Genomic DNA, 23,327 nt, shown 5'->3' on the forward strand with positions numbered 1-23,327 from the left:
TTTTCATCATCCTGTCGCGGGGCCGGGCGGGTCGCCTTGATCCCCGTCAACGCCCCGTCAGTGAGACATCAGGACGGGAAGTTGGGCCCGGCGCAGCATGTGCTCGGTGGCCCCGCCCAGGATCATTTCGCGCAGCCGGGAATGGCCGTAGGCGCCCATCACCATCAGGTCGGCCTGCGTCCGGCTCAGATAGGTGTCCAGCACTCGGCTGATGAACTCGCCCTGGGCGTCCACCTCGTCGATGGCCGTCTCAATCCCATGGGCCTGAAGATGGCGGGCGGCGTCCTGGGCGAGACCTGCGGTCGCAGAGGCCTTTTCATTGAGGATGGTCAGGACCCGGACCTGGCGCATGCCCCGCAGGATCGGCAGGGCGTCGGCCATGGCGCGCGCCGCGGGCACGCTACCGTCCCAGGCCAGCACCGCCACGCCGCCGGTCAGCTTCGCGGACGCCTTGGCCTCGCTCCGCATCACCAGGGCCGGGCGGCCGGAATGGAAGATCACCGCCTCGGCCACCCCCTCCTGGCCATCCATGCCGCTGGCGAGAGGCACGATGCAGAGGTCGCGGGCGCGCGCCCTGCGGGCGACGTGGAAGGCGAAGTCCGGCAGCTGGACCTGCTCCAGCAGCACGCCCCGGAACACGCCGGTGGCCTCAGCCCGCGCCTTGAAGCGGTCCAGCACGTGGCGGCAGGCGGCCAGGCTGCGAGCCTCCTCCTCCCGCGCCATGCCGGTCAGGCCGATCAGGCGTTCGGCGATGATGTTGCTCTTCACCGGGATCGAGATGGGCATGGCCAGGGCCGTGATCTGGGCGCCCAGTCGCGCGGCGACCTGCACCGCGGCGTCTATGGCGGCGTCCGAGGTCGGCTCCGGATAGGTATCGATGTGTAGCAGTATGTCTTGCAGGCTCATGATGGCTCCGATGTTCCGATAGACTTCTCGCCCCGGCGGACGGCCGCCTTGACCTAGCGCAAGCCCGGTCGCGATCCCGGCCAGCTGAGCAGACTCACGGGGATAGCCGCCGCGACGCTGACCAGCAGCAACCCGACCAGACCCGCCGGCGTCTCCGGCAAGCGCCTGGTGTCGCTCACTTGCCGGCTTTGTCGTCGCCCATGGAGCGCAGCCGCCCATACGCGAGCGCCACGATGAAGCTCACGAAACCGGCGATGACCATGGCGAGATAGGGGGTGATGTGACTGAACATGTGTGTGCTCCAAACTGTCCGGTCACCTTGTACGACGGCATCGTGACCCGCCTTGATCGAGGTCAATCAGGCTGGACCGCCCGGCAACCGTACTCTGCCTGAGCCGCCTGGCGGATCGCATCGGCCGCGGCCTCGGGCCGGTTCCTTGGATCACGCGTCAACCGGGTCATGATGGCGTCGCGCATCGCTTCGGCGGTCACGCCCTTGGGCAGGCAGATGGTGTGCCGAGCGGCGGAGCGGCGCGCCTGGCGCGCCAACAGCTGGTCCATCGCCCCCACCAGATAGCCGAGACACAGGGCTGAGGCCTCATCCTGCGGCTCGCACAGCACGGCCAGATCGGCGGCGCTCATGAAGCCCTGGACGCTCGGGGACGGCGCCGGGATCGCCGTCACCAGCGAGAGAATAAGGAGCCAAGCCATGGCCGAGGACTCACATCCCCGGCGCCTCGTCGCCTTGATCCATCGCAAGCTTGACCCAGATCAAGGGCACGGCTTCCAGGACGTCTCATTGGAGAGCCGGGCAGAGTTGGCCCGGCAATGCGAGCTTGCGACATGGATCTCAGGGCCCCCTTCCGACGCGCCATGGAGCAGATCCATGCCGAGGGACGTTATCGGGTCTTCGCCGACCTGAAGCGTCACCGTGGACAGTTCCCGCGAGCGACCTGGACGCGTGAGGACGGGGTCTCCTCAGACGTCATCGTCTGGTGCTCCAACGACTATCTCGGCCAGGGCCAGAACCCGGTCGTCCTCGACGCCATGCATCAGGCCATCGATGAGGCCGGCGCAGGCTCGGGCGGCACGCGCAACATTTCCGGCACCACCCACTACCATGTCGAGCTGGAGGCCGAGCTGGCTGACCTGCACGGCAAGGAAGCCGCCCTGCTGTTCACCTCCGGCTATGTGTCCAACGAGGCGTCGCTCTCGACCCTCTACAAGATCCTGCCGGGTCTGATCATGTTCTCCGACGAGCTCAACCATAACTCGATGATCAGCGGCATCCGGGCCGGCAAGCGCGAGCAGCGCCGGGTGTTCCGCCACAACGACCTGGCCCATCTCGAAGAGCTGCTGATGCAGGTCCCGCTGGACGCGCCCAAGGTGATCGCTTTCGAGAGCGTCTACTCCATGGACGGCGACATCACCGACATGCGGGCGATGGTGGCCCTGGCCAAGACGTACAACGCCATGACCTACCTGGACGAAGTCCACGCGGTGGGCATGTACGGCCCCCGCGGCGCGGGCGTGGCCGAGCGTGACGGCGTCATGGACCAGATCGATATCATCGAAGGCACGCTCGCCAAGGGCTTCGGCGTCATGGGCGGCTATATCGCCGCCGACGCGGTGATCGTCGATGCGATCCGCTCCTATGCCGACGGCTTCATCTTCACCACCTCGATCCCGCCGGCCCTGGCGGCCGGCGCCGTGGCCTCGATCCGCTATCTCAAGGACCACAACGAGATCCGCATCGCCCATCAGGAGCGCGCCGCCGCCCTGAAGGCCAGGCTGACCAAGGCCGGCCTGCCGGTCATGCCCTCGGAGAGCCACATCGTTCCGGTGCTGGTGGGTGATCCCGTCCACTGCAAGATGATCAGCGACATCCTGCTGGAAGAGCATGGCGTCTACGTCCAGCCGATCAACTATCCCACTGTCCCCCGCGGGACCGAGCGCCTGCGCTTCACCCCCTCGCCCGCCCACACCGACGCCATGATGGACGACCTGGCCCAGACGCTGGAAATGCTGTGGACGCGTTGCAACATCGCCCGTATGGGCGGCCTGGCCGCCTGAACCCCGCCATACACTTGGCCCTTGCGTGGGCCAAGCGGGCGGCCTAGCCCAGATGAATGCGAATGTCGCTCCCCGGCCTGCAGACACGGTCTATCGGTGCGGTTCTAAGCGGCTATGGGGGCGCGGCCCTGCTCTCGGGCCTGGCCATCGCCGCCCGCTGGGCCCTGACGCCGATTTTCCAGGACCGGCCATTCTTCCTGCTGTTCATGCCGGCGGTGATCGTCAGCGCGGCCCTCTGGGGACCCGGGCCCGCGCTGCTGGCCACCGCCCTCACCCTGGCCGCCGGAGTCGCGCTCAGCGGGATCACCCTGCTCTCTCATCCGGCCGACCTGATCAACGCCCTGCTGTTCCTGTTGATGGGCCCCGCCATCGCCTATGGCGGCTGGCGATTGCGGCGGCAGACCGGCCAGACCACAGACGCTCTGGTTCACTTGGGCGAGCGCGAGGCGCACCTGCGCTCCATTCTCGACACCGTGCCCGACGCCATGGTGGTGATCGACGAGCACGGGGTGATGCAGTCCTTCAGCACCACCGCTGAGCGGCTGTTCGGATGGCGCGAGGACGAGGTTATCGGAGGCAATGTCAGCATGCTGATGCCCCAGCCCTACCGCGACGCCCATGACAGCTATCTGCTGCGATACCTGACCACCGGCGAGCGGCGCATCATCGGCATAGGCCGGGTGGTGGTGGGCGAGCGCAAGGACGGCTCCACCTTTCCCATGGAGCTTTCGGTGGGGGAGATGCAGTCCCAGTCCGAGCGCTTCTTCACCGGCTTCGTCCGGGACCTGTCCGAGAGCCAGGCCACCGAACGACGGCTGCAGGATCTGCAGGCCGAGCTGGTGCATGTCTCGCGCCTGACCGCCTTGGGCGAGATGGCCTCGGCCCTGGCTCACGAACTGAACCAGCCGCTGTCGGCCATCGCCAACTACGTGAAGGGGTCGGTCCGTATCCTCGACCAGGACCAGCCTGACGCCGCCAAGGTCCGCAACGCCCTGGTCTTGGCCGGCGATCAGGCCCTGCGCGCCGGCGAGATCATCCGGCGACTTCGCGACTTCGTCTCCAAGGGTGAGTCCGAACGGCGGGTCGAGCCCCTGGCCAAGCTGATCGAGGAGGCTGGCGCCCTGGCGATGATCGGCGCCAAGGAAACCGGTGTCAGGGTCAACTTCCAAATCTCGCCCGAGGTCCCCTACGTCCTGGCCGACAAGGTGCAGGTGCAGCAGGTCCTGCTGAACCTGATGCGCAACGCCATCGAAGCGATGCAGGAGAGCCCGCGGCGTGAGCTGACGGTGGCCTCCGCGCCCGGTGATGACGATACGGTGGTCATCCGGGTGATCGACACCGGCTCGGGCATCGCGCCCGAGGTCGCCGCCCGCCTGTTCCAGCCTTTCGTCACCAGCAAGGTCAGCGGCATGGGCGTCGGGCTTTCCATTTCGCGCACGATCATCGAAGCTCACGGCGGTCGCATCTGGGCCGAGCCCGCGCCCGGCGGCGGGACCATCTTCTCATTCACCCTGCGAACGATCCCCGAGGAGGAACTGAACGGTGGCGTCTGAGGCTCTCGTGCATGTGATCGACGACGACGACGCCATGCGCGATTCTCTGTCCTTCCTGCTGGAGAGCGCCGGGTTCGAGGCGCGCGCCTACGACTCGGCCACCGCCTTCATCGAGGGCGCCGCCCGCCTGTCTGGGGGCTGCATCGTCACCGACGTGCGGATGCCCGGCATGAACGGCCTGGAGATGACCCGCCATCTGAAGGCCCTGCATGTCGACCTGCCCATCATCATGATCACCGGCCACGGCGACGTGCCCCTGGCCGTGGAGGCCATGAAGGCCGGCGTCGCCGACTTCCTGGAAAAGCCCTTCGACGACGACGCGCTCCTGCGCGCGATCCGCATGGCCATCGACCAGGCCAAGCCGGGCGCCGCCCGCGTTGGGGCCGAACCCTTCCAGACGCTTCTGGCCAGCCTGTCGCCGCGGGAGACCGAGGTCCTGCGCGGTGTGGTGGAGGGCAAGGCCAACAAGGTGATCGCCTTCGAGCTCGGCATCAGCCCCCGCACGGTGGAGGTCTATCGGGCCAATGTGATGACCAAAACCGGCGCCTCGGGCCTCTCTGAATTGATCCGGATGGCGCTGACGGCTGGGTTCGACTGATCGCCGGCGTGATTGCGCTGCATCAAGGCGGCCCTTCCATAGGCGACTAGACTCTCCAGATCGTCTGGAGACCAGCCTTGCCGCCGCCCTCGCCGTTTACCCGCAATGTGGTCCTCGTCGATGACGACAGCGCCCTGCGGCTGGCCCTGACCTTCATGCTGGAACTCGACGGATTCGCCGTCACCGCGCTGGACAGCGGCGAGGCGCTCCTGCTGTCGGACCTGCCCGCGGCGCCGGTCTGCCTGGTCCTGGATCAGAACCTGAGCGGGCTGACGGGGCTGGAAGCGCTGGCCGCCCTGCGCGCCAAGAACGAGCACTTGCCCGCCTTGCTGATCACCAGCCACCCGCGCCCCAGCATCCGCGAGACGGCCGCCCTCCTCGGCGCGGTGATCGTCGAGAAGCCGCTGCTGGGGGACTCCCTCAACGCCGCGATCAACGCCGCGATGCTTCTCTGAGCCCCACTCTTTAAAGGGCCCTTGAGTGCCGCCCGGCCTCGGGCGCGAAATAGGTGTCGAACACCGCGCAGACGGATCTGACCACCAGGCGGCCCAGGTCGGTGACGGACAGCCGCTCCCCCTGCCTCACCACGAGGCCGTCGTCGGCGAACGCCCGCAGAGCCGCAAGCTCATCGGTCAGATCGCTCATGGTCCGGCCGTGGCGCCCGCACACGGCGGCTAGGTCGACCGCAAGGTCACACATCAGCCGCTCGATGATCTCGGCCCGGAAACGGTCCTCGCCCGTGACCGCAACCCCCCGCGCGATCGGCAGGTCGCCGGCGGCCACCGCGTTTCGCCACGGCAGCTCCTGGGCGATGTTCTGGACCAGCCCCTGGGGCAGACTGCCGATCGAGGAGGCGCCAAGGCCCAGCAGGGTCTGGGCGCTGTCGGTGGTGTAGCCTTGGAAGTTGCGGCGCAGCCGGCCTTCCCGCTGGGCGGTCACCAGGTTGTCGGTGGGGAGCGCGAAGTGATCCAGGCCGATGCGGACATAGCCTTCCGAGACCAGTCTTTCGGCCGCGGCCTCGCTCTGGTCGAGACGCTCGGCGGCCCCCGGCAACGCCGCCTCATCGAGAAGCTGCTGGTGCGCCTTCATCCAGGGCACATGGGCATAGCCGAACAAGGCCAGGCGCTCGGGCCGCAGGGTCACGATCTTGTCGATCGTGGCCAGGGTGTTGACCGTGGTCTGGTGTGGCAGGCCGTACATCAGGTCGAGATTGATCGAGCCGACCCCGAACTCGCGCAGCCAGGCCACGCACTGGGCGATCTCCTCGAAGCTCTCCTGGCGGTTCACCGCGGCCTGCACCTCGGGCGACAGGTTCTGGACGCCCAGGCTGGCGCGCGAGAGGCCGTGGGAGGTCGCTGAGCGGACCCAGTCACGGGTGAGCACGGCCGGGTCCAGTTCCGCGGCGACCTCGGCGTCGGGCGCGATGTCGAAGATGCGACGAAGCGCGCCGAAGATGGCGTCCATCTCCCCCGGCGCGAGCATGTTGGGGGTGCCGCCCCCGAGGTGGATGGCGTTGGCCGGCAGTCGGCCCGGCAGCGCGTCCTGTAACAGGGCCGCCTCGGCGATCAGATGCTGGACATAGTCGCTGACCGGCTCATGGCGGTTCACCGCCCGGGTGTTGCAGCCGCAGTACCAACAGAGCCGCGCGCAGAACGGGATGTGCAGATAGAGGGAGACCGGATCGGCCGGCGGCAGCGCCGCCAGCCAGCCGCGATAGGTCGCCGCGTCGACCTGGGGCGTGAACTGCACCGCCGTCGGATAGCTGGTGTAGCGCGGGGCGCGGCCATCGTACCTGGCGATCAGCTCATTCAGGGCCAGAGTCACGGGCTTGGGGGCGTGCAGGACGGAAGGCGAGGTCACGGGGCGGTCTCCGAATAGCGGTCCGCCCATTCAGCCGGGATCGACCTCTCGCGCCCTGACCTGGATCAAAGCCGGCGGGCCGGCGTCATCGTCGTCGATCAGGATGCGGGCCGCGTCGCCGGCCGGGTCGTCGTACTGCCCACTGCGCACTGTCCACCAGAACCCCCAGAGCCCCAGCAGGGCCAACAACACCGAGAAGGGCGCCAGGAGGAAGAAGATGGTCATCGGCCGGCCTTGTGCATGCGCAGGGCGTTGAGGGTCACCACCAGGGATGAGCCCGACATGGCCAGGGCCGCGACAAAGGGATTGATCAGGCCCAGCATGGCGGCCGGCGCCGCGATCAGGTTGTAGAGCGCCGAGAAGCCGAAGTTCTCCAGGGCTCGGCGGCGCGCGGCGCGCGCCACGTCGATGGCCGTGACCACCGCGCCAAGGCCTTCGCCGGAAAAGACCAGGTCGGCCGCGTTCTGGCTGGCGTCCAACGCCGTCCCGGGCGCCATGGCGGCGTGGGCGACGGCCAGGGCGGCGGTGTCGTTCAGGCCGTCGCCGACCATCAGGGACCTGTGGCCCACCGTGGCCAGGCTCTCGACCCAGGCGGCCTTGTCGGCCGGCGTCATGCCCGCCCGCCACTGCCGTATGTCCAGGGCCTCGGCCACCGCGCCCACCGCGCCCGGCAGATCGCCGGAGAGAATTTCGACGCTCAGTCCACGGGCCCGCAAGGCGTCGACGGTCTGGCGCGCATCGGGACGCAGGGTGTCTGCGAACTGAAAGCGGATCTTGGTGTCCCCCTCGAAGGCGAACCACAGCTCGGTTTCCGAGCCCGACGCGTCCTCGATCCCAACAAAGGACCCCCGGCCGAGACGGGCGCGGCGGCCGTGGATCACGCCTTCCACGCCCTGGCCGGTGGTCTCCACCACATCTTCGGCCAGCTCCGTCCTGCCGTCCTGCGCCGCCAGGGCGCGGGCCAGGGGATGGGACGAGGCCCGGGCAAGGGGGGCGGCCAGGGCCACGGCCGACGGTATCGGATCGATGAGGGTCGGCCGACCCAGGGTCAGGACCCCGGTCTTGTCGAAGACCACGTGGGTCACCTCGGCCAGCCGCTCCAGCGCCGCGCCGGACTTCACCAGCACTTGCCTGCGGAACAGTCGCGCCGAGGCGGCGACCTGCACGGCCGGAACCGCCAGGCCCAGGGCGCAGGGACAGGTGATGATGAGGACCGCGACCGCCCGCAGCAGCGCCTCGCGCGGGCCAAGGCCTAACCCCCAGCCCAGAACGAAGGTCAGGGCCGCGGCGGTGTGAACCACCGGCACATAGATGGCCGCGGCGCGGTCGGCGAGACGGACATAGCGGGACTTCGATTGCGCGCCCGCCTCCACCAGCCGCGCGATGGCGGCCACGGCGGAATCGTCGGAGCGGGCCTGGGCGCGCACGGTGAGCAGGCCCGACAGGTTCAGCGCCCCGGCCTTGCACAGCGCGCCGGGGGCGACGGCGACGGGCCGCGACTCCCCGGTGAGCAGAGCGTTGTCGAGTTCGGAGACGCCTGCCTCGATGCGGGCGTCCACCGGCAGGCGCTCGCCCGGCCGAACCAGGATCAGATCCCCCACCGCGATCTCCGCCAGGGGCCGGCGATGCTGGACGCCGTCGGCGGTCAGGACCGTGGCGGCCGGCGCCTGCATGGCCAGCAGATCGGCGGCCGCGCCGCGGGCCTTGCTCCGCAGTTTGTGGTCCAGCCAGCGCCCGATCAGCAGCAGGAACAGCAGCGAAATAGCGGCGTCGAAATAGGTGTCTCGGCCGTGCAGCAGGGTCTCGGCGAAGCTGATCCCCAGGGTCAGGATCACCCCGATGGAGATCGGCACGTCCATGTTGGCGCGTCCCACCCGCAGCGAGCGCCAGGCCGACTGGAAGAAGGGCATGCCGGCATAGATCGCGCAGGGGGTGGCGATCAGGCCGCTCGCCCATTGCATCATGATCAGGGCGGCCGGACCCAACTCCTGGCCAAACAGGCCCGCCCAGATCGGCACTGAGAACATCATGGCGTTGCCGGCCCCGAAGGCCGCGACGCCGAGCGCCAGGGTCAGCCGGCGGCCCTCACGGTCCTGGGCGGCGGCGGCCTGGCCCGGATCGTAGGGCGCGGACTCGTAGCCCAGCTTCTCCAGGGTGGACATCACCCGGCCGGGATCGCCGGACCGGCCCTCGAAGGCCACCGACAGCTTGCCGCTGGTGAGGTTCAGGCGGGCGCTGCGGACCCCCGGGAGGGCGGCCACCCCGGTCTCGATCTTGGCCATGCAGGCCGCGCAGCGCGCGCCCTTCACCAACAGGTCGAAGGTGGCCCCGCCGTCCTTGGCGGGCTTCAGGAAGGCCGAATAGTCCGGCGCGGCGTCGTAGGTCAGCGCCATGTCAGCCGCCGCTCGGCCTCGAAGCGCGCGCCGGCGCGGTCGTGCGCCACCAGGCTCATGTCCCAGGCCCCGCTCAGGCCGCCGGGCCGGGCCGCATAGATTCCGGGCGCGGTCTCGGCCAGGAAGGCGTTCTTGCGGCCCGTCTCGGTGGCCGGGCGCTCAAGCTTCACCGCGACCTTGAGCCCGCTCACCGGACGGCCCGTCCGGTCCCGGAAGGTCACCACCACGGCGCCGTCGTCCCCGGCCTGCGCGGCCGCGCGCCAGCCGAGGCGCTCCTGGGCGTTAAGCTGGGCGAGCTTGGCGTTGTAGGCGACCCCGTCCTCGTAGGGTGTGCGCGAGACCTCGCCGGGAAAGGTGCGGATCGCCATCACCGTGAACCCGACATTCACCGCGATGATGACGCCGAAGAAGGCCACGAAGATGCCCAGGACGTGCAGGCCGTTCAACTGGAAGGGCTTGTGCGGGATGTCGGTCATGGCGCGTTCGCGGCTCCCGAGAGGAAGTTGGTCTTGACGGTCATGGCGTCGCGCCCGGCCCGCGCCGCGAAGACGGCGGGCATGTTGGGCGCCGCGATGGCGGCGGCCGGGACGGTGACGAACACCCGCACGGCGCGGACTTGGTTGGGCTCCACACGCACGCTGAGGGTCTCGCCGGCCGCCTTGTCGCCTGGGGTGCGCAGTTTGGCGCCCACCGGCCCGGCGAAGGCCACCTGGACGTCCTGCGCCTCGAAGCCACGGTTCGCGATCTTGAGGGTGTAACCGTCGCGGATGGCCCCGTCGTGCAGGCGCACGAACATCGGGTTTCTGTCCCGCAGGACGTGGACGTCCAGGGCGCTGCGGTGGGTCAGGCCCCAGATCATCAGGCCGCTCACCAGGGTCAGGGCCACAGCGTAGTAGGCGGTCCTGGGTCGCAGCAGCTTGTAAACCGGCGTCTGCCGCATCTCGCGGGCGGCCACCGCCGCATCGGTGTCATAGGCGATCAGGCCGCGCGGCCGCTCGACCTTGTCCATGATCTCGTCGCAGGCGTCGATGCAAAGGCCACAGTTGATGCACTCCAGCTGCGAACCGTCGCGGATGTCGATGCCCATGGGGCAGACGACGACGCAGGCGTGGCAGTCGATGCAGTCGCCGCGCCCCTCCCAGGTCTGGCCCTTCTTGTGGGGCCCGCGGGCCTCGCCCCGGTCGCGCAGATAGGTCACCTGCAGGGAGTGCTCGTCCAGCATGGCGCCCTGGATGCGCGGCCACGGGCAGAGATAGACGCAGACCTGTTCGCGCATGAAGCCGGCGAAGGCGTAGGTGGTCGCGGTCAGCAGGGCGCAGAAGATGTAGGCCGTGGCCGGAGCCTGGCCGATCCAGAAGTGGGTGATCAGGGTGGGCGCGTCGTGGAAGTAGAAGATCCACGCCCCGCCGGTCCCAAAGCCGATGGCGAGCCAGACAGCGTGCTTGCCGATCTTGCGCCAGGCCTTGTCGAAGGACCATGGCGCGGCGTCCAGCTTCATGCGGGCATTGCGGTCGCCCTCGAAGGCGCGCTCCACATAGATGAAGAGGTCGGTCCAGACCGTCTGCGGGCAGGCGTAGCCGCACCACAGCCGGCCGAACAGGGCGCTGACCAGGAACAGGGCCAGGGCCCCCATCACCAGCAGGCCGGTGATGAAATAGACCTCCTGCGGCCAGAGCTGGATGCCGAAGAAGTAGAACCGCCCACCGGCGAAATCGACCAGCACCGCCTGGTCCGGCAGGGCGCCGGGGCGCTCCCACCGGATCCAGGGGGTGACGTAGTAGATCGTCAGCATGACGATCATCAGGATCCACTTGATCCGCCGCCACTGGCCGTGGACCAGCTTGGGATAGATCGGGGTCCGGGGCTTGTAGAGGCCCAGGGTGAACCCCTTGGCTCGCGCCGTGGCCGCAGCCGAGACAGGCCCCGTCTTGGGAGCTTCGGGCTTGGTCCGATCAATGACGACGGTCATGGCGGGCTACTGACCGCCGGCGTTGGCATGGACGTAGACGGCCAGCGCCTTGATGGTCTCTGGGCTGAAGCGCGCCTCCCAGGTCGGCATCACCCCGCCACGGCCGTTCCAGATCTGGCCGCGGATGTCCGTCCGTTCAGGACCGTACAGCCAGTCGGCGTCGGTCAGGTCGGGCGCCCCCAGGGTGACATTGCCCTTCCCCTGCGGCCCGTGACAGGCGACGCACTGCTCGGCGAACACAGGGGCGGCTCGCGCCACGGCGGCGGCATTGGCCGGACGCCGCGAGAGGGCGACCACGTATTCGGTCAGATCGTCGATCTGAGCCGGCTGCAGGATCTGGTCACGGCCGAAGGACGGCATCTGCGACTGGCGGGCGTGCGGGTTGTCGGAGCGCACCCCTACCTGGATGGTGTGCTGGATATCCTCCAGGCTGCCGCCCCAGAGCCAGACGTCGTCGCGCAGGTTGGCGTAGCCCTTGGACCCCGTGCCGCCGACGCCATGACAGGTGGCGCAGTTGTCGCCGAACACCGACTGACCGACGGCCAGGGCGTAGGCCTGCAGCTTAGGATCGGACTCGATGGTCTCCAGAGACGCTGTGCGCAGCATCGCCCCCTCGGCCCCGCGCAGGTGTTGCAGGGTCTCCAGCTGCTTGGCCACTTCGACGCGGTCGGACTGATGCAGCACGCCCTTGGCGTAGGAATGCATCCCCGGCCAGGACGGCATCAGCACCCAGTAGATCGCCGCGATGACGATGCAGCCGTAGAAGATGTAGAGCCACCAGCGGGGCAGAGGATTGTCCAGCTCACGGATGCCATCCCACTCGTGGCCGGTGTCCTCGACGCCGGAATGTTCGTCGGTTTCACGGTTGGACATGGTCGTCCTCACTGTCCTCCAGCGGCAGAGCCGCGAGGCGTTTGAAGGTCTCGTTGTGACGGGGCCAGAGGGCGTAGATCACCCCGATGAAGAAGAGGACGCCGAAGTAGACGGTGCCCCCCTGCTGGGCGAAGCGGGCGACCGCCTCGTAGGACAGGCCGCTCATCTTTGGTTCTCCGGGTCTTCCGCGTGATAGGTCCGGAAGTCCACCAGCCCGCCCAGCATCTGCAGATAGGCGATCAGGGCGTCCATCTCGGTCAGCCGGTCCGGATCGCCGTCGAAATCGCGCTGGGCGATCTTGGCGCCGTAGCGCTTCTTCAGGGCGGTGGCCCGGCTGTCGAAGGGATCGGCCTGGGCCTCCAGATCATCCGTCGCGTGGTCGATCTGGTCCTGGGTATAGGGGACGCCCACCCGGGTCATGGCCGAGAGCTTGGCCTGGACGTCCCGGTAGTCGAGGTCCTTGTCGCGCAGGAAGGCGTAGGGCGGCATCACCGACTCCGGCACCACCGAACGCGGATCGGTCAGGTGGTCCTTGTGCCAGCTGTCGGAATACTTGCCGCCGACCCGTGCGAGGTCGGGCCCGGTGCGCTTGGAGCCCCACTGGAAGGGGTGGTCGTACATGCTCTCGGCCGCCAGGCTGTAGTGGCCGTAGCGTTCGACCTCGTCGCGCAGCGGGCGGATCATCTGCGAGTGGCAGACGTAGCAGCCCTCGCGAATGTAGATGTCGCGGCCCTCAAGCTCGAGGGGGGTGTAGGGACGCATCCCGTCGACCTTCTCCACCGTGCTCTCCAGGTAGAAGAGCGGCGAGATCTCCACGAGGCCGCCGATGGAGACGACGACGACGATGCCGATGATCATCCAGAGCGAGTGACGCTCGAAGTTGGCGTGTTTTTTCCACATGGTCAGGGCCCCCTACGCCGCCGCCGCGAGGGCGGGCAGCGAGGCCAGGCCTTGAGGCTGGGCCTCATGACCCGGCATCCTGATGGTCCGCCAAAGGTTGTAGGACATGATCACCGCGCCCGAGAGGTACATGAGCCCCCCGACCGTGCGGATGATGTTCTCGACGTGCTTGGCTGCGACGGTCTCGACGAAGCTGTTGGCCAGGAACCCCTGCGGCGTGTACTCGCGCCACATCAGGCCCTCCATGATCCCGGAGACCCACATCGCGGCGATGTAGAGCAGGATGCCCGTCGTCGCGATCCAGAAGTGCCATTCAATCAGGGTGTTGGAGTAGATCCTGTCCTTCTTCCACAGCCACGGGACCATGCAGTAGACGGCTCCGAAGGAGATGAAGCCGACCCAGCCCAGCGCGCCGGAATGCACGTGGCCGATGGTCCAGTCGGTGTAGTGGGAGAGCGCGTTGACCTCCCGAAGGCTCATCAGCGGGCCCTCGAAGGTGGACATGCCGTAGAAGGCCAGGGCCACCACCATCATCCGGATGACGGGATCGGTGCGCAGCTTGTCCCAGGCGCCCGAGAGCGTCATCAGGCCGTTGATCATGCCGCCCCAGGAGGGCATCCAGAGCATGATCGAGAAGGTGGCCCCCAGGGTCTGGGTCCACTGCGGCAGGGCCGTATAGTGCAGGTGGTGCGGGCCCGCCCAGATGTAGATGAAGATCAGCGACCAGAAGTGGACGATGGACAGGCGGTACGAATAGACCGGCCGCTCGGCCCGCTTGGGCACGAAATAGTACATCATCCCCAGGAAGCCGGCGGTGAGGAAGAAGCCGACGGCGTTGTGGCCGTACCACCACTGCACCAGGGCGTCCTGGACCCCCGAATAGAGCGAGTAGCTGCGGTGGTTCAGCAGGCCCACCGGCAAGGCCATGTTGTTGACGATGTGCAGGATCGCCACGGTGATGATGAAGGCCAGATAGAACCAGTTGGCCACGTAGATGTGGGGCTCCTTGCGCTTCCAGATGGTGCCTAGGAAGACCAGCAGATAGGCGACCCAGACCACGGCCAGCCAGAGATCCACGTACCACTCGGGTTCGGCGTATTCCTTCGACTGGGTGATCCCGGCCAGGTAGCCGGTGGCCGCCAGGACGATGAACAGCTGATAGCCCCAGAACACGAACCAGGGGGCGACGCCGCCGGCCAGACGGGCGCGGCAGGTGCGCTGGACGACCCAGAAGGAGGTGGCGATCAAAGCGTTGCCGCCGAAGGCGAAGATCACCCCGGAGGTATGCAGCGGGCGCAGGCGGCCGAAGTTCAACCAGCCGGCCTCGGGGAAGTAGAAGATGTTGGGCCAGGTCACCTGGGCGGCGATCAGCACACCGGCCAGCATGGCGACAATGGCCCAGAACATGGTGGCCACGACGCCCGCCCGGATCACGCCGTCGGCGTAGCGCGTGGGCTGGGAGCGGAACTTCCCGTAGGCGACCCCCGCGGTCATCACCCCGGCGGCCAGTACGAAGGCGGCCAGGAAGATGTAGCTGTGGAAGCGGAACAGGGGGTCCTGGGTGAAGGCCGCGGCAAGCAGCGCCGTGAAGGCCCCCACCCCTGTGAAGATGTAGAGCAGCACCACGTCGAACGGCGCGCCCTCATCATGTTGGACAGATAGTTGTGTCATCGATCCCCGACCCAAACTGCGAAGTTGGGTCCGCAATGGCGTGGATCGCGGCGGAGGGCTTTGACCGAGATCAAGGCCGTCAAACCGTCGCAGTCTCTTATGGGTCAAGCCGATCTCCGGCCGGAGCTAAAGACATGGCGCAGCCCGCCTCCCCCCGTCCCTCTCCCCTTCTGGCGGCCGCCGCCCTGCTCGGCGCCTCGGCCCTGGTGACCGGGACGATCGCCGCCGTCCATATGTGGCTGACCGCCCTGCGCGGGCCGATGTGCGGCCCCTCGGACGGCGGCCACTGCTGGGCCTGTTATGTGGCGCCGCTGCTGGCCATGACCGCCGTGACGGCCTGGCAAGCCCATCGCGGGCGCCTCACCCCGGTCTGGGCGCGGGCAAGGTAGAGCCTCCGTAGTCCCCCCTAGGGAGCGCTCCTGAATTTCGGCGACCGGTCGCCGGGCCTAGGTCTGGGGCATCGTCGTTTTGGAGTTCGTCATGACCCTCGCCGCCCCGCCCCTGGTTGACCTGAGCATCCACTATCCGCCCGCCAACCTGTCCGACCGCGTGGCGCTCGGGGCCACCAAGTTCCTGCGGCTGTTCGCCGACACCTTCTTCGCCAAGCGCTATGGCCACCGCGCCGTGGTGCTGGAGACGGTGGCCGCCGTGCCCGGCATGGTGGGGGCGACCCTCAACCACCGAAGTGCCTTCGCCGCATGGAGGACGACCGGGGCTGGATCCGCACCCTGATGGACGAGGCTGAGAACGAGCGCATGCACCTGATGACCTTCATCGAGGTCTGCAAGCCGACGGCCTTCGAGCGGTTCATGGTGATCGCCGCCCAGTGGGTCTTCTACCTGTTCTTCTTCGGCCTCTACCTGATCGCTCCGAAGACCGCGCACAGGCTGGTGGGCTATTTCGAGGAAGAGGCGGTGATCAGCTACACCCACTATCTGGCCGAGATCGACGAAGGCCGCTCGCCCAATGTGCCGGCGCCCGCGCTCGCCATCCGCTACTGGAACCTGCCGGCCACCGCGACCCTTCGCGACGTGGTCCTGGTGGTCCGCGCCGACGAGGCGCACCACCGCGACGTGAACCACGGGTTCGCCAATGACCTGATCGGCCTGCCCCTCGGCGCCGTCGCCCCCTGCCCGCCCCACGTCGAACTGACGCCCCATTGGAAGACCGCGGCCTGATGGCCCGCCGCCCGGAAGGATTGACCATGCGTACAGGCCTGCTTGTTCTGATCCTTCTGGCGGCGCCGGCCGCCGCGACGGCCGCGGACAATCCCCTGCTGGCCGCCCAGGCCCGAGGCTACACCTTGGCCGCCGGGGTCTGCGCCGCGTGCCACATGATTGAGCCGGCGGGAACCAGCCCCAACCCGCGGGCGCCGCCGTTCCGGATCCTGGCGGGGCGCTATGTCCCCCTCACCCTGCAGCGCCGGCTGGCCGATATCGCCGAGACCGGACACTACGCCATGCCGCCGATCAACATTCACGCCGACCAGGTGCAGGACGTGGTGGCCTATATCAACAGCCTGGAACGACCCACCGACCCGCATTAGGGCCACCGGCGACGGGTCCATATCCAGTCAGGACGAGCAGTAGGCGTGATCACGGTGTCCCCCGTTCCGTCGCGCCATGGCCCCGGCGTCCCCGCCGGCGTCACCGAGCCGATGATCCATGACCTGGTCCACGGCTTCTACGCCACCATCCGCGCCGATCCGATTCTGGGGCCTATCTTCAACCGCGAGGTCGGCGACGACTGGCACCCTCACCTGGCCAAGCTCTGCGACTTCTGGTCCTCGGTGCTGCTGATGACCGGACGGTTCAAGGGATCGCCGATGGCCGCCCACGCGGCCCTGCCCGACATCACGCCGGCCCACTTCACGCGCTGGCTGAACCTCTTCCGGCAAAGCGCCGAGAAGCTCTGTCCGCCGGACGCCGCGGCCCTGTTTGTCGCCAAGTCCGAAATGATCGCCCAGAGCCTGCAGCTCGGCATCGCCGCACGCCGCGGAGACCTGCCACCCTTGCGGGCCTCGCACAGCTGATGGAAGCGCGCTGGTGGGCCCGGTAGGACTCGAATAACGCGGCGAAACACCTACCGCGCCCGGGATTCGTGGAGATTTGCCCGGGCACATACCAACAATTGTACGAACATCCCTGAGTCAGATGCTGGCCGCATCGGCCTTGGGTTGACCAAAGCCCCAGATCATCGCCGGCAGCAGGATCAGGCTGGCCAGGGTGGAGGTGAAAAGCCCTCCCAGGATGACAATCGCCATCGGACCCTGGATCTCACGCCCAGCCTGCCCGGTCTGGATCGCCAGGGGTAGTACGCCCAGAGCGGTCACCAAGGCCGTCATCAGGATGGGCGTCACGCGTTCGCGGGTGGCCTGGGCGAGCGTGTCCAGCGACCAGTCGCGGCCTTCGGTGGTGACCAGATGGTCGAGGTGGGACACCAGCAGGATGGCGTTGCGCGCGGCCACGCCAAACAGGGTGACAAAGCCCACCAGCGAACCCAGCGACAGGCTCGCCCCTGTCAGAGCCACGGCGATCACCCCGCCCACCAGGGCGAAGGGCGCCGAGGCCAGGATCAGGGTCACGTCGCGGCCATTTCGGAAGGCGATCAGCAGCAGGGCCACCACCGCCACCAGGGCGAAGCCGACATTGAGCAGGAGCTCTTGCTGCGCCGCCTTCGTCCCCGCCGCCGTGCCGGAATAGTCGAGATAGACCCCAGGCGGCAGCTTCAGCTTGCCAATGGCCGCCTGGGCCTGCCGGGTCACGCGCTGCACGTCCCTTGGAGCCGGGTTGGCCGTCACCACCTGGCGCGGGCGGCCGCCCTGGTGGGCGATGGCGGTTCGGCCATCGGTCAGCCGCACGCGGGCCACCTGGCTCAGCGGCACAGTCACCCCGGACGCGCCGCGGATCATCAGGTCGCCCACCGCCTCGGGATCCTGCCGCAAGTCCGGCGGGGTGGTGACGACGATCTGCAGGGCGCGGCTCTCTTGATAGATCTGGGCCGCCTCGCCGCCCTGGTAGGCGATCTGCACGGCGTCCAACACCTCGGCCGGCGACAGGCCGTAGCGGGCGAGCGCCCCGAAGTTGAGGTCGATGCGCACGACCGGCGTCTGCGGCGGGGTCTGCACCTTTACGTCCGTCGCACCTGATACCCCTTCGAGCACCTTGGCGATCTGCTGAGCGGTGCGATCCAGAGTGTCCAGATCGGCGCCGTAAATCCCTACGGCCAGGGACGCCGTCTCGCCCGAAAGGGACTCGCCGATGCGATCGCCGAGGAAGGTCAGGACCTCGGTTTCGAGACCGGGATAGCTGTCTAGCACCTCATGGATTTTCGCCTGGATGCGGTCCTGCTCGGAGCCCGACAGCTTGGGCTTCAGCTCGACGTGGAACTCGCTGCGCTCCGGGCCCCAGGTGTCCTCGCCACCCTCCGAGCGGCCGATCTGTTGCTCGGCGCTCTCCACGCCGGGGATAGCCAGCAGGTCGTGGGTGATCCCCTCCCCGTACTTACGCAGGACCGAAAGCGAGGTCCCTGGAGGGCCTGCGACGGCCAGCACGAAGTGGCCCTCTCGGAAGCTGGGCAGCAGTTCGGAATTGAACAGCAGCAATCCGGCGACGGTCGCGATCAGGGCCACCCCAGCGCTGATCCCCGCCAGGCGCGCCCGTCCCGTGGCCCGCTCCAGCAGGCCATGATGGAACGCCTTCACGCGGGCCAGGAACGGCGGCTCCTCTGGCAGAGTGGCGTTGCGCAGCATCAGGTAGGCGAGCGGCGGGGTGACGATCACGGCGACCGCCAGGGAGGCCGCCGTGGCCACGATGAAAGCCGCCGCCAAGGGCGCGAAGAACGATCCCTGCAGACCGTGCAGCATCAGCACCGGAACCAGGACCAGGGCCACCACCAGGGTGGCGTAGATGACCGGCGCACGGACCTCCAGCGAGGCATTCAGCACCACCTCCCGGGCCGGCGTGTCTCCCCGGGTCCGCAGCCGTCGGACGATGTTCTCGACGTCGATGACGGCGTCATCCACCACCACGCCGAGCGCCACGGCAAGGCCCCCGAGGGTCATGGTGTTGATGGTCCAGCCTAGCCAATCCAGCACGATCACCGCCGTCAGCAACGACAGCGGGATCGAGACGAAGGACACCGCCACCGTGCGCAGGTTGCGCATGAAGACGAAGAGCACGAGGGCGATCAACACAGCCCCGATCACCAAGTCCTCGGCGATACCGCCCAGGGCGGCGACGATGAAGTTGGCGGGCCGGTGCAGACCGGAGTCGATCTTCACGCCCTGGGCCTCGATGGCCGGGCGCAGCTCCTCCAGCGCGGCCTCGACGGCATGTGTGGCGTCCAGCGTATTGGCCCCGTACTGGCTGGACAGGCTGATCAGCACGCCGGGCTTACCCTGTATCAGGGCGTCGCCGACGTCCGGCGCGGGTCCATCAACCACCTGGGCCACATCGCCGATCCGCACCGGGGCTCCGCCGGCGGGGCCGGGAATGGTCGAAGCCGCGACATCCTCGGCTGTCAGGGCCTGGCCGCGCGGCTCGATCAGGATGCGCTGCTGCGGCGTATCGATGAACCCGCCGCCGCTGACGCTGGTGGATTTCTGAACCGCCGCCAGCACGTCGGCGAGGCTGAGGTCGCGCGCCGCCAGGTCGTTGGGGCGCACCTGGACCTCCAGTCGGCGAATCTGACCGCCATAGACCGTGGCCCGCGCCACCCCGGCGGCCGACAGCATGCGGGGCCGAACCGTCCACTGGATGAGGTCGCGAAGCTGCATGGGCGTCAGCTTGTCGGAGGTGAAGCCGATCTTCAGCAGGTCCATGGTCGATGAGGTGAGCGGGGTCACCTTGGGCGGCTGCACCCCGGCGGGGAGAGAGGTGACGGCCTCCCCCAGAGCCTCGGCCACGATCTGGCGGGCGCGATAGGGATCGGAGCCCTCGGCGAACACTACGGTGACGATGGAGATGCCCTGGATGGACTGCGAGCGCACCTCGGCGACGCCCGCCGCGCCATTCACCGCCTGCTCGACGGGACGGGTGACCAGCTGTTCGACCTGCTCGGCCGACAGGCCCGGGGCCTCTGTCTGCACCTCGGCCTGGGCCGGTACGAATTCTGGGAAGACGTCATACTTGGCGTGGGCCAGGACCGAGACGCCGTAGACCAGCAGCAGCAGGGCGGCCACCGCCACCAGGCGAGGCCTGGAAAGCGACCAGCGGACGATGGCGCTGAGCATCTAGGGCTCCTCGCCCTTGGATGGGTGTTCCGCTGCAAAGAGCGCCGCCGCGCCGGTGACGGCCACGACTTCGCCGGCTTTCAGACCGCCACCGACGAACAGGCCTTCCGGCTCGACGGCCGTTCCGGTCAGCGCCCGGCGCTCGAAGTGGGTAGCGTCCTTGCGAACGTAAACGAAGGTCCCGCCGCCGGTGCGGATCAGGGCCGACCGGGGCGCCAACACACCCTGGCCACCGCTTCCCGACGCCAAGCTGACCGGGAGGCTGAGCCCAGCGCCCAGGCTCTGCGCCCCAGGACCTGACACCAGGCCGATAAGGCCAGACGATGGAAAGCGCGGATCACCGGTGCGGGCGGCGCCGATGACCTGGACCATCGCCCGGCCTCCGCCGCCGAGGTCGAGGGTCGCTGAGCGAACGCCGCCCAACGGAACGCCGGCGTCGAGGCGCACCAGGGCGGCTCGGCCGGTGGCGAGGTTGGAAATCAGGGCCGCGCGCCGGGCGTCTGACATCGCCATGAAGGCGGGGCCCCATTCCAGGCCGAGCCTGCGGCGCAGCAAGGTCAGCTTGGCGCTGTCGGCGCGCGCCTGGGCGGCGGCGGCTTGGGCCACCTTGCGCGCTACGGTGGCGTCGGCGGCGGCCAGGACCTTTGTGCGGGCGGCCTCGGCGTTCGAGGCCTGGGCGGCGGCGGCGGCGGTGAGCAGGTCGGCGTCCAGCTGCGCCAGGGGACCGGGATCGAGGACGCGGGCGAAACCGGCCGTCGTCCCCGCGTGCCAAGCCGCTGCGACAGCCTGAACAGTCACCCCCAAACGCTTCTGGAGCCTGGCGTCGGCCTCGACGCTCGCGGCCAGGGCCGGGGTCGCCATCAGCATCGCGACAGCGGCGAGGGTCGGCAGTCTCATCTAGCAACTCCGAGGCGTCTGAAACTGTCCTGCAGCAGGGCATGCTCGGCTGGGTCGAAGGGGGTCCGCAGGGCGTCCTCCAGATCGAGGATCGCCGAGTGGTGCGCCCGCCGGGCGTCCAGCAGTGCCAGTTCGGCGTCCAGCACGGCGGCCTGGGCGGCCAGGTCGTCGATCCGATCGCCCTCGCCGGCCCGCACCATCGCCGCGCTCCCCTGCGCCGCCTGGCGGGCGATGGGGAGGTCCCGGTCGCGAGCCAGTTGTTCGGCGTCCCGCGCCGTCGCCAGGCTGGCGGCCGCCTGGTCCGCCGCCGCCAACACCGTGGCCTGCACGGCCTCCAGCGAGCGCCCCGCCTCTGTCCGCCGCGCTTCGGCCTGGGCGATGGCGGCGCGGTTCAGGTCGAGGGGCGGCAGGACGAGCGTCAGGTTGAACGGGATCTTCTGGACTCCATGGTCGTAGGTGTAGCCGGGGCCGATACGGACCTCCGGATATTGCCGGGCGACCTCGGTGCGCAGAGCAGACTCTGCCAGGTCGTAGTCCACAACGGCGCGCAGCACGTCCTTGCGGGTCAGCGGCGCCTGCTCGCGCAGAGATCGCCAGTCCGGGGTGGCCGAGGCGGGCGGCGCCAGGTTCAGGTCGGCGACGGCCGTTGCCGCGACCCCCAGCGCCTTGGCCAGGACGACGTCGGCCTGGCGGCGGCGCCCTCGGGCGTCTGCGAGTCGGCGCTCTGCCGCCACCTGCTCGGCATGGGCGGTGAGCGCCAGGCTGCGTGGATCTTCGCCCACCGCGACCCGTCGATCCAGGCGCTCTGCGCGCTGACGGCGCAGGTCGGCGGCGCGCCCAGCGATGGCGATCTCCGCATCGGCGCTCTGGCGGTCTGTGACAGCGCGCGCCAGGGCCGCGCGAACCGTCCAGACGACCTCGGCGTGGTCGTAGCGCGCCTGCAGGGCGGCGAGTTCGGCCTGACCGATCCGCCCCGACTTCCGCGCCCCGATATCCAAGGGGATATCCGAGCCCACGCCATAGAGCCAATGGGCGGCTTCGTCCGAATACTCCGCGGTCAGGGTCAGGGTGGCGGCCTGGGGGACGTGGGCCACCTGCACCGTCGCCTGGGCGGTGCGCACCTTGGCGGCGGCCTCGGCGATCTGCGGGTTGTAAGCCAAGGCGAAAGCCAGCAGGTCAGCGACCGTCCACTGGCCGCTGGCGGGCGGCGTCAGGCTCCGGCCGGCCGCAGCCGCCGGGTAGGCGTCGAGGCGCGGGGGCGCTGGCGTATAGGTCTGGCAGGCGGAAAGCAGGAAGAGCCCCGCGAGGCTCATGCGGAGCGTAAGCTTCATTTTCCGACGACGAGCAGCTCGAAGGTGCCGGGGGTCGGAGTCGGCCGCCCGCCATCGGTGGGGATGACGTATTTGGCGACCGGCAGGAAGACGCGACCGCGGGCGGTGTCGAGGGCCAGGGTCCGCGCGCCCTTCTGGGTCATGACGGTGTCGATCAGAGTGGCGTCTCCGTGGGACACGGAGATGACCGAGAGCGTGCCCGCCATCCCAGCCGGGATGAAGGCCAGGTGGCGGCCGGCGTCGTAGGCCACGCCGTCCGCGCCGTCGCCGATCTTGATCTGGCGCACCACCTTGCCCGTCTCGGCGGCCACGATCTCGGCCACGCCGTCACAGGACGAGATCAGCAGCTTGTCGGCGGCGGCGTAGGCGATGCCGGTCGGTCCCTCGCAGCCGGCCAGCTCGTAGCGGGCGGTCACCTTGCGGCCCGGAATATCGAGGACGGCGATCTGGTTCTTGTCCTCGACATTGACGAAGACGCGGCCCTTGCCGTCGACGGCGGCGGCTTCGAGGATCCCGCCGACCGCTATGGTCCCGGCTACCGTGTGGGTCTTGGCGTGCACCAGGGTGACGGTTCCGCCCTTGTGGTCCATGACCAGCAGCAGACCGGTCTTGGGCTCGATAATGGCGTCGTCGGGGCCGTTTCCGGTGGCCACGGTGGCCAGCAGGGCGCCGGTGGTGGCATCCACGAAGGTGACGGTGTTGGCGCTCCCGTTGGTGATCGCCACCTCCTTGCCGCTATTGACCGGGAAGGCGGCGTGGCCGCGCGCGGCCGGGGCGAAGGCCGGATTGACCGCTCGCGTCTTCAGGTCGACCGCTGTGACCGAGGTGGTGCGGGCGACCAGCACACGGTCGCGGCCCGCGTCGTAGCTGGCGTAGTCCCAGCCGCCGTCAGGACCCGCGATCCGATCGGTGATGTGATAGCCGGACGGGGCGGCCTGCGCGGCGGAGGCGATGGCCGCGGCGGCGCAAAACAGGACGAGACGGGCGGCGGTCATGCTGGAATCTCTCTCAAGCCCCCAGCTCTAGCAGCGCGCCGCTGACACTCCGATGTCCAGAAGATTAGCATGTCC

Annotated in this window: 22 protein-coding genes and 1 pseudogene; 8 read left to right on the forward strand and 15 right to left on the reverse strand. The window is 68.8% G+C overall.

The annotated features are described in order from the left end of the window. Positions 1–57: 57 nt before the first annotated feature. Positions 58–906, reverse strand: a complete 849-nt coding sequence (locus JKL49_RS14605; RefSeq protein WP_215341352.1) for a universal stress protein — start codon at positions 904–906, stop codon at positions 58–60. 354 nt (positions 907–1,260) lie between these two features. Then, on the reverse strand, positions 1,261–1,617 hold the full coding sequence (locus tag JKL49_RS14610; RefSeq protein WP_215341353.1) for a Rap1a/Tai family immunity protein: 357 nt from the start codon (positions 1,615–1,617) through the stop codon (positions 1,261–1,263). Positions 1,618–1,749: 132 nt separating this feature from the next. Here JKL49_RS14610 and hemA point away from each other — a divergent pair, with 132 nt between their 5' ends. The 4 genes from hemA (at position 1,750) to JKL49_RS14630 (ending at position 5,585) form a co-directional block, all read left to right on the forward strand. Continuing rightward, positions 1,750–2,979, forward strand: coding sequence for a 5-aminolevulinate synthase (gene hemA / locus JKL49_RS14615; protein WP_215341354.1), 1,230 nt, complete (start codon positions 1,750–1,752; stop codon positions 2,977–2,979). Between the two features lie 62 nt (positions 2,980–3,041). Then, positions 3,042–4,532, forward strand: coding sequence for a PAS domain S-box protein (locus tag JKL49_RS14620; protein ID WP_249778091.1), 1,491 nt, complete (start codon positions 3,042–3,044; stop codon positions 4,530–4,532). Next, complete coding sequence (gene fixJ / locus JKL49_RS14625; RefSeq protein ID WP_215341356.1) at positions 4,522–5,130, forward strand: response regulator FixJ; 609 nt, start codon at positions 4,522–4,524, stop codon at positions 5,128–5,130. The genes JKL49_RS14620 and fixJ overlap by 11 nt, the downstream gene beginning before the upstream one ends. Before the next feature lie 77 nt (positions 5,131–5,207). After that, positions 5,208–5,585, forward strand: coding sequence for a response regulator (locus JKL49_RS14630; protein WP_215341357.1), 378 nt, complete (start codon positions 5,208–5,210; stop codon positions 5,583–5,585). A gap of 10 nt (positions 5,586–5,595) precedes the next feature. Here JKL49_RS14630 and hemN read toward each other — a convergent pair whose 3' ends face one another. Genes hemN through ccoN form a run of 9 tightly spaced genes read right to left on the reverse strand, consistent with a single transcriptional unit; the run spans position 5,596 to position 14,796 of the window. Further along, positions 5,596–6,990: an oxygen-independent coproporphyrinogen III oxidase gene (gene hemN, locus JKL49_RS14635; protein ID WP_347340390.1), complete on the reverse strand. Its 1,395-nt coding sequence runs from the start codon at positions 6,988–6,990 to the stop codon at positions 5,596–5,598. Between the two features lie 30 nt (positions 6,991–7,020). Next, entirely contained in the window at positions 7,021–7,215 is a 195-nt protein-coding gene (ccoS, locus tag JKL49_RS14640; RefSeq protein WP_215341359.1) for a cbb3-type cytochrome oxidase assembly protein CcoS, read from the reverse strand. Then, a complete protein-coding gene (locus JKL49_RS14645; protein WP_215341360.1) occupies positions 7,212–9,383 on the reverse strand; it encodes a heavy metal translocating P-type ATPase in 2,172 nt (723 codons plus the stop codon). The genes ccoS and JKL49_RS14645 overlap by 4 nt, the downstream gene beginning before the upstream one ends. Then, entirely contained in the window at positions 9,374–9,859 is a 486-nt protein-coding gene (locus JKL49_RS14650; protein ID WP_215341361.1) for a FixH family protein, read from the reverse strand. The genes JKL49_RS14645 and JKL49_RS14650 overlap by 10 nt, the downstream gene beginning before the upstream one ends. Continuing rightward, positions 9,856–11,352: a cytochrome c oxidase accessory protein CcoG gene (ccoG, locus tag JKL49_RS14655; protein WP_215341362.1), complete on the reverse strand. Its 1,497-nt coding sequence runs from the start codon at positions 11,350–11,352 to the stop codon at positions 9,856–9,858. The genes JKL49_RS14650 and ccoG overlap by 4 nt, the downstream gene beginning before the upstream one ends. A gap of 6 nt (positions 11,353–11,358) precedes the next feature. Next, positions 11,359–12,225, reverse strand: coding sequence for a cytochrome-c oxidase, cbb3-type subunit III (gene ccoP, locus JKL49_RS14660; protein WP_215341363.1), 867 nt, complete (start codon positions 12,223–12,225; stop codon positions 11,359–11,361). Beyond that, positions 12,212–12,391 carry a cbb3-type cytochrome c oxidase subunit 3 gene (locus JKL49_RS14665; RefSeq protein WP_215341364.1) on the reverse strand — a complete coding sequence of 60 codons (180 nt, stop codon included), beginning with the start codon at positions 12,389–12,391 and terminating at the stop codon, positions 12,212–12,214. Before JKL49_RS14665 ends, ccoP begins: the two co-directional genes overlap by 14 nt. Beyond that, positions 12,388–13,131, reverse strand: a complete 744-nt coding sequence (gene ccoO / locus JKL49_RS14670; protein ID WP_215342829.1) for a cytochrome-c oxidase, cbb3-type subunit II — start codon at positions 13,129–13,131, stop codon at positions 12,388–12,390. Before ccoO ends, JKL49_RS14665 begins: the two co-directional genes overlap by 4 nt. Positions 13,132–13,137: 6 nt before the next feature. Beyond that, positions 13,138–14,796 (reverse strand): cytochrome-c oxidase, cbb3-type subunit I, encoded by a 1,659-nt coding sequence (gene ccoN / locus JKL49_RS14675; protein ID WP_215341365.1) that lies wholly within the window; start codon positions 14,794–14,796, stop codon positions 13,138–13,140. A gap of 134 nt (positions 14,797–14,930) precedes the next feature. On the opposite strand from ccoN, the gene JKL49_RS14680 reads away from it, so the two are divergent. The 4 genes and pseudogenes from JKL49_RS14680 (at position 14,931) to JKL49_RS14695 (ending at position 16,828) form a co-directional block, all read left to right on the forward strand. Then, positions 14,931–15,185 (forward strand): hypothetical protein, encoded by a 255-nt coding sequence (locus JKL49_RS14680; RefSeq protein WP_215341366.1) that lies wholly within the window; start codon positions 14,931–14,933, stop codon positions 15,183–15,185. 91 nt (positions 15,186–15,276) lie between these two features. Beyond that, positions 15,277–15,974 (forward strand): annotated as a pseudogene (locus JKL49_RS14685) (alternative oxidase). 26 nt (positions 15,975–16,000) lie between these two features. After that, complete coding sequence (locus JKL49_RS14690; RefSeq protein ID WP_215341367.1) at positions 16,001–16,342, forward strand: c-type cytochrome; 342 nt, start codon at positions 16,001–16,003, stop codon at positions 16,340–16,342. 45 nt (positions 16,343–16,387) lie between these two features. Further along, entirely contained in the window at positions 16,388–16,828 is a 441-nt protein-coding gene (locus JKL49_RS14695) for a group III truncated hemoglobin (RefSeq protein WP_215341368.1), read from the forward strand. 117 nt (positions 16,829–16,945) lie between these two features. Here JKL49_RS14695 and JKL49_RS14700 read toward each other — a convergent pair whose 3' ends face one another. The 4 genes from JKL49_RS14700 to JKL49_RS14715 are packed head-to-tail and all read right to left on the reverse strand — an operon-like array spanning position 16,946 to position 23,252. Then, on the reverse strand, positions 16,946–20,029 hold the full coding sequence (locus JKL49_RS14700) for an efflux RND transporter permease subunit (RefSeq protein ID WP_215341369.1): 3,084 nt from the start codon (positions 20,027–20,029) through the stop codon (positions 16,946–16,948). Next, complete coding sequence (locus JKL49_RS14705; RefSeq protein WP_215341370.1) at positions 20,030–20,926, reverse strand: efflux RND transporter periplasmic adaptor subunit; 897 nt, start codon at positions 20,924–20,926, stop codon at positions 20,030–20,032. Next, complete coding sequence (locus JKL49_RS14710; RefSeq protein WP_215341371.1) at positions 20,923–22,257, reverse strand: TolC family protein; 1,335 nt, start codon at positions 22,255–22,257, stop codon at positions 20,923–20,925. The genes JKL49_RS14705 and JKL49_RS14710 overlap by 4 nt, the downstream gene beginning before the upstream one ends. Then, positions 22,254–23,252 (reverse strand): YncE family protein, encoded by a 999-nt coding sequence (locus JKL49_RS14715; RefSeq protein ID WP_215341372.1) that lies wholly within the window; start codon positions 23,250–23,252, stop codon positions 22,254–22,256. The genes JKL49_RS14710 and JKL49_RS14715 overlap by 4 nt, the downstream gene beginning before the upstream one ends. Between the last annotated feature and the right edge of the window lie 75 nt (positions 23,253–23,327).

Origin of the sequence: Phenylobacterium glaciei, from assembly GCF_016772415.1 — a bacterium.
Taxonomy (GTDB): domain Bacteria; phylum Pseudomonadota; class Alphaproteobacteria; order Caulobacterales; family Caulobacteraceae; genus Phenylobacterium; species Phenylobacterium glaciei.

Coding starts and splice junctions, on each gene's coding strand:
- JKL49_RS14605 (WP_215341352.1), bottom strand. CDS start 906: ATGAGCCTGCAAGACATACTGCTACACATCGATACCTATCCGGAGCCG.
- JKL49_RS14610 (WP_215341353.1), bottom strand. CDS start 1,617: ATGGCTTGGCTCCTTATTCTCTCGCTGGTGACGGCGATCCCGGCGCCG.
- hemA (WP_215341354.1), top strand. CDS start 1,750: ATGGATCTCAGGGCCCCCTTCCGACGCGCCATGGAGCAGATCCATGCC.
- JKL49_RS14620 (WP_249778091.1), top strand. CDS start 3,042: ATGTCGCTCCCCGGCCTGCAGACACGGTCTATCGGTGCGGTTCTAAGC.
- ccoS (WP_215341359.1), bottom strand. CDS start 7,215: ATGACCATCTTCTTCCTCCTGGCGCCCTTCTCGGTGTTGTTGGCCCTG.
- JKL49_RS14645 (WP_215341360.1), bottom strand. CDS start 9,383: ATGGCGCTGACCTACGACGCCGCGCCGGACTATTCGGCCTTCCTGAAG.
- JKL49_RS14650 (WP_215341361.1), bottom strand. CDS start 9,859: ATGACCGACATCCCGCACAAGCCCTTCCAGTTGAACGGCCTGCACGTC.
- ccoG (WP_215341362.1), bottom strand. CDS start 11,352: ATGACCGTCGTCATTGATCGGACCAAGCCCGAAGCTCCCAAGACGGGG.
- ccoP (WP_215341363.1), bottom strand. CDS start 12,225: ATGTCCAACCGTGAAACCGACGAACATTCCGGCGTCGAGGACACCGGC.
- JKL49_RS14665 (WP_215341364.1), bottom strand. CDS start 12,391: ATGAGCGGCCTGTCCTACGAGGCGGTCGCCCGCTTCGCCCAGCAGGGG.
- ccoN (WP_215341365.1), bottom strand. CDS start 14,796: ATGACACAACTATCTGTCCAACATGATGAGGGCGCGCCGTTCGACGTG.
- JKL49_RS14680 (WP_215341366.1), top strand. CDS start 14,931: ATGGCGCAGCCCGCCTCCCCCCGTCCCTCTCCCCTTCTGGCGGCCGCC.
- JKL49_RS14690 (WP_215341367.1), top strand. CDS start 16,001: ATGCGTACAGGCCTGCTTGTTCTGATCCTTCTGGCGGCGCCGGCCGCC.
- JKL49_RS14700 (WP_215341369.1), bottom strand. CDS start 20,029: ATGCTCAGCGCCATCGTCCGCTGGTCGCTTTCCAGGCCTCGCCTGGTG.
- JKL49_RS14705 (WP_215341370.1), bottom strand. CDS start 20,926: ATGAGACTGCCGACCCTCGCCGCTGTCGCGATGCTGATGGCGACCCCG.
- JKL49_RS14710 (WP_215341371.1), bottom strand. CDS start 22,257: ATGAAGCTTACGCTCCGCATGAGCCTCGCGGGGCTCTTCCTGCTTTCC.
- JKL49_RS14715 (WP_215341372.1), bottom strand. CDS start 23,252: ATGACCGCCGCCCGTCTCGTCCTGTTTTGCGCCGCCGCGGCCATCGCC.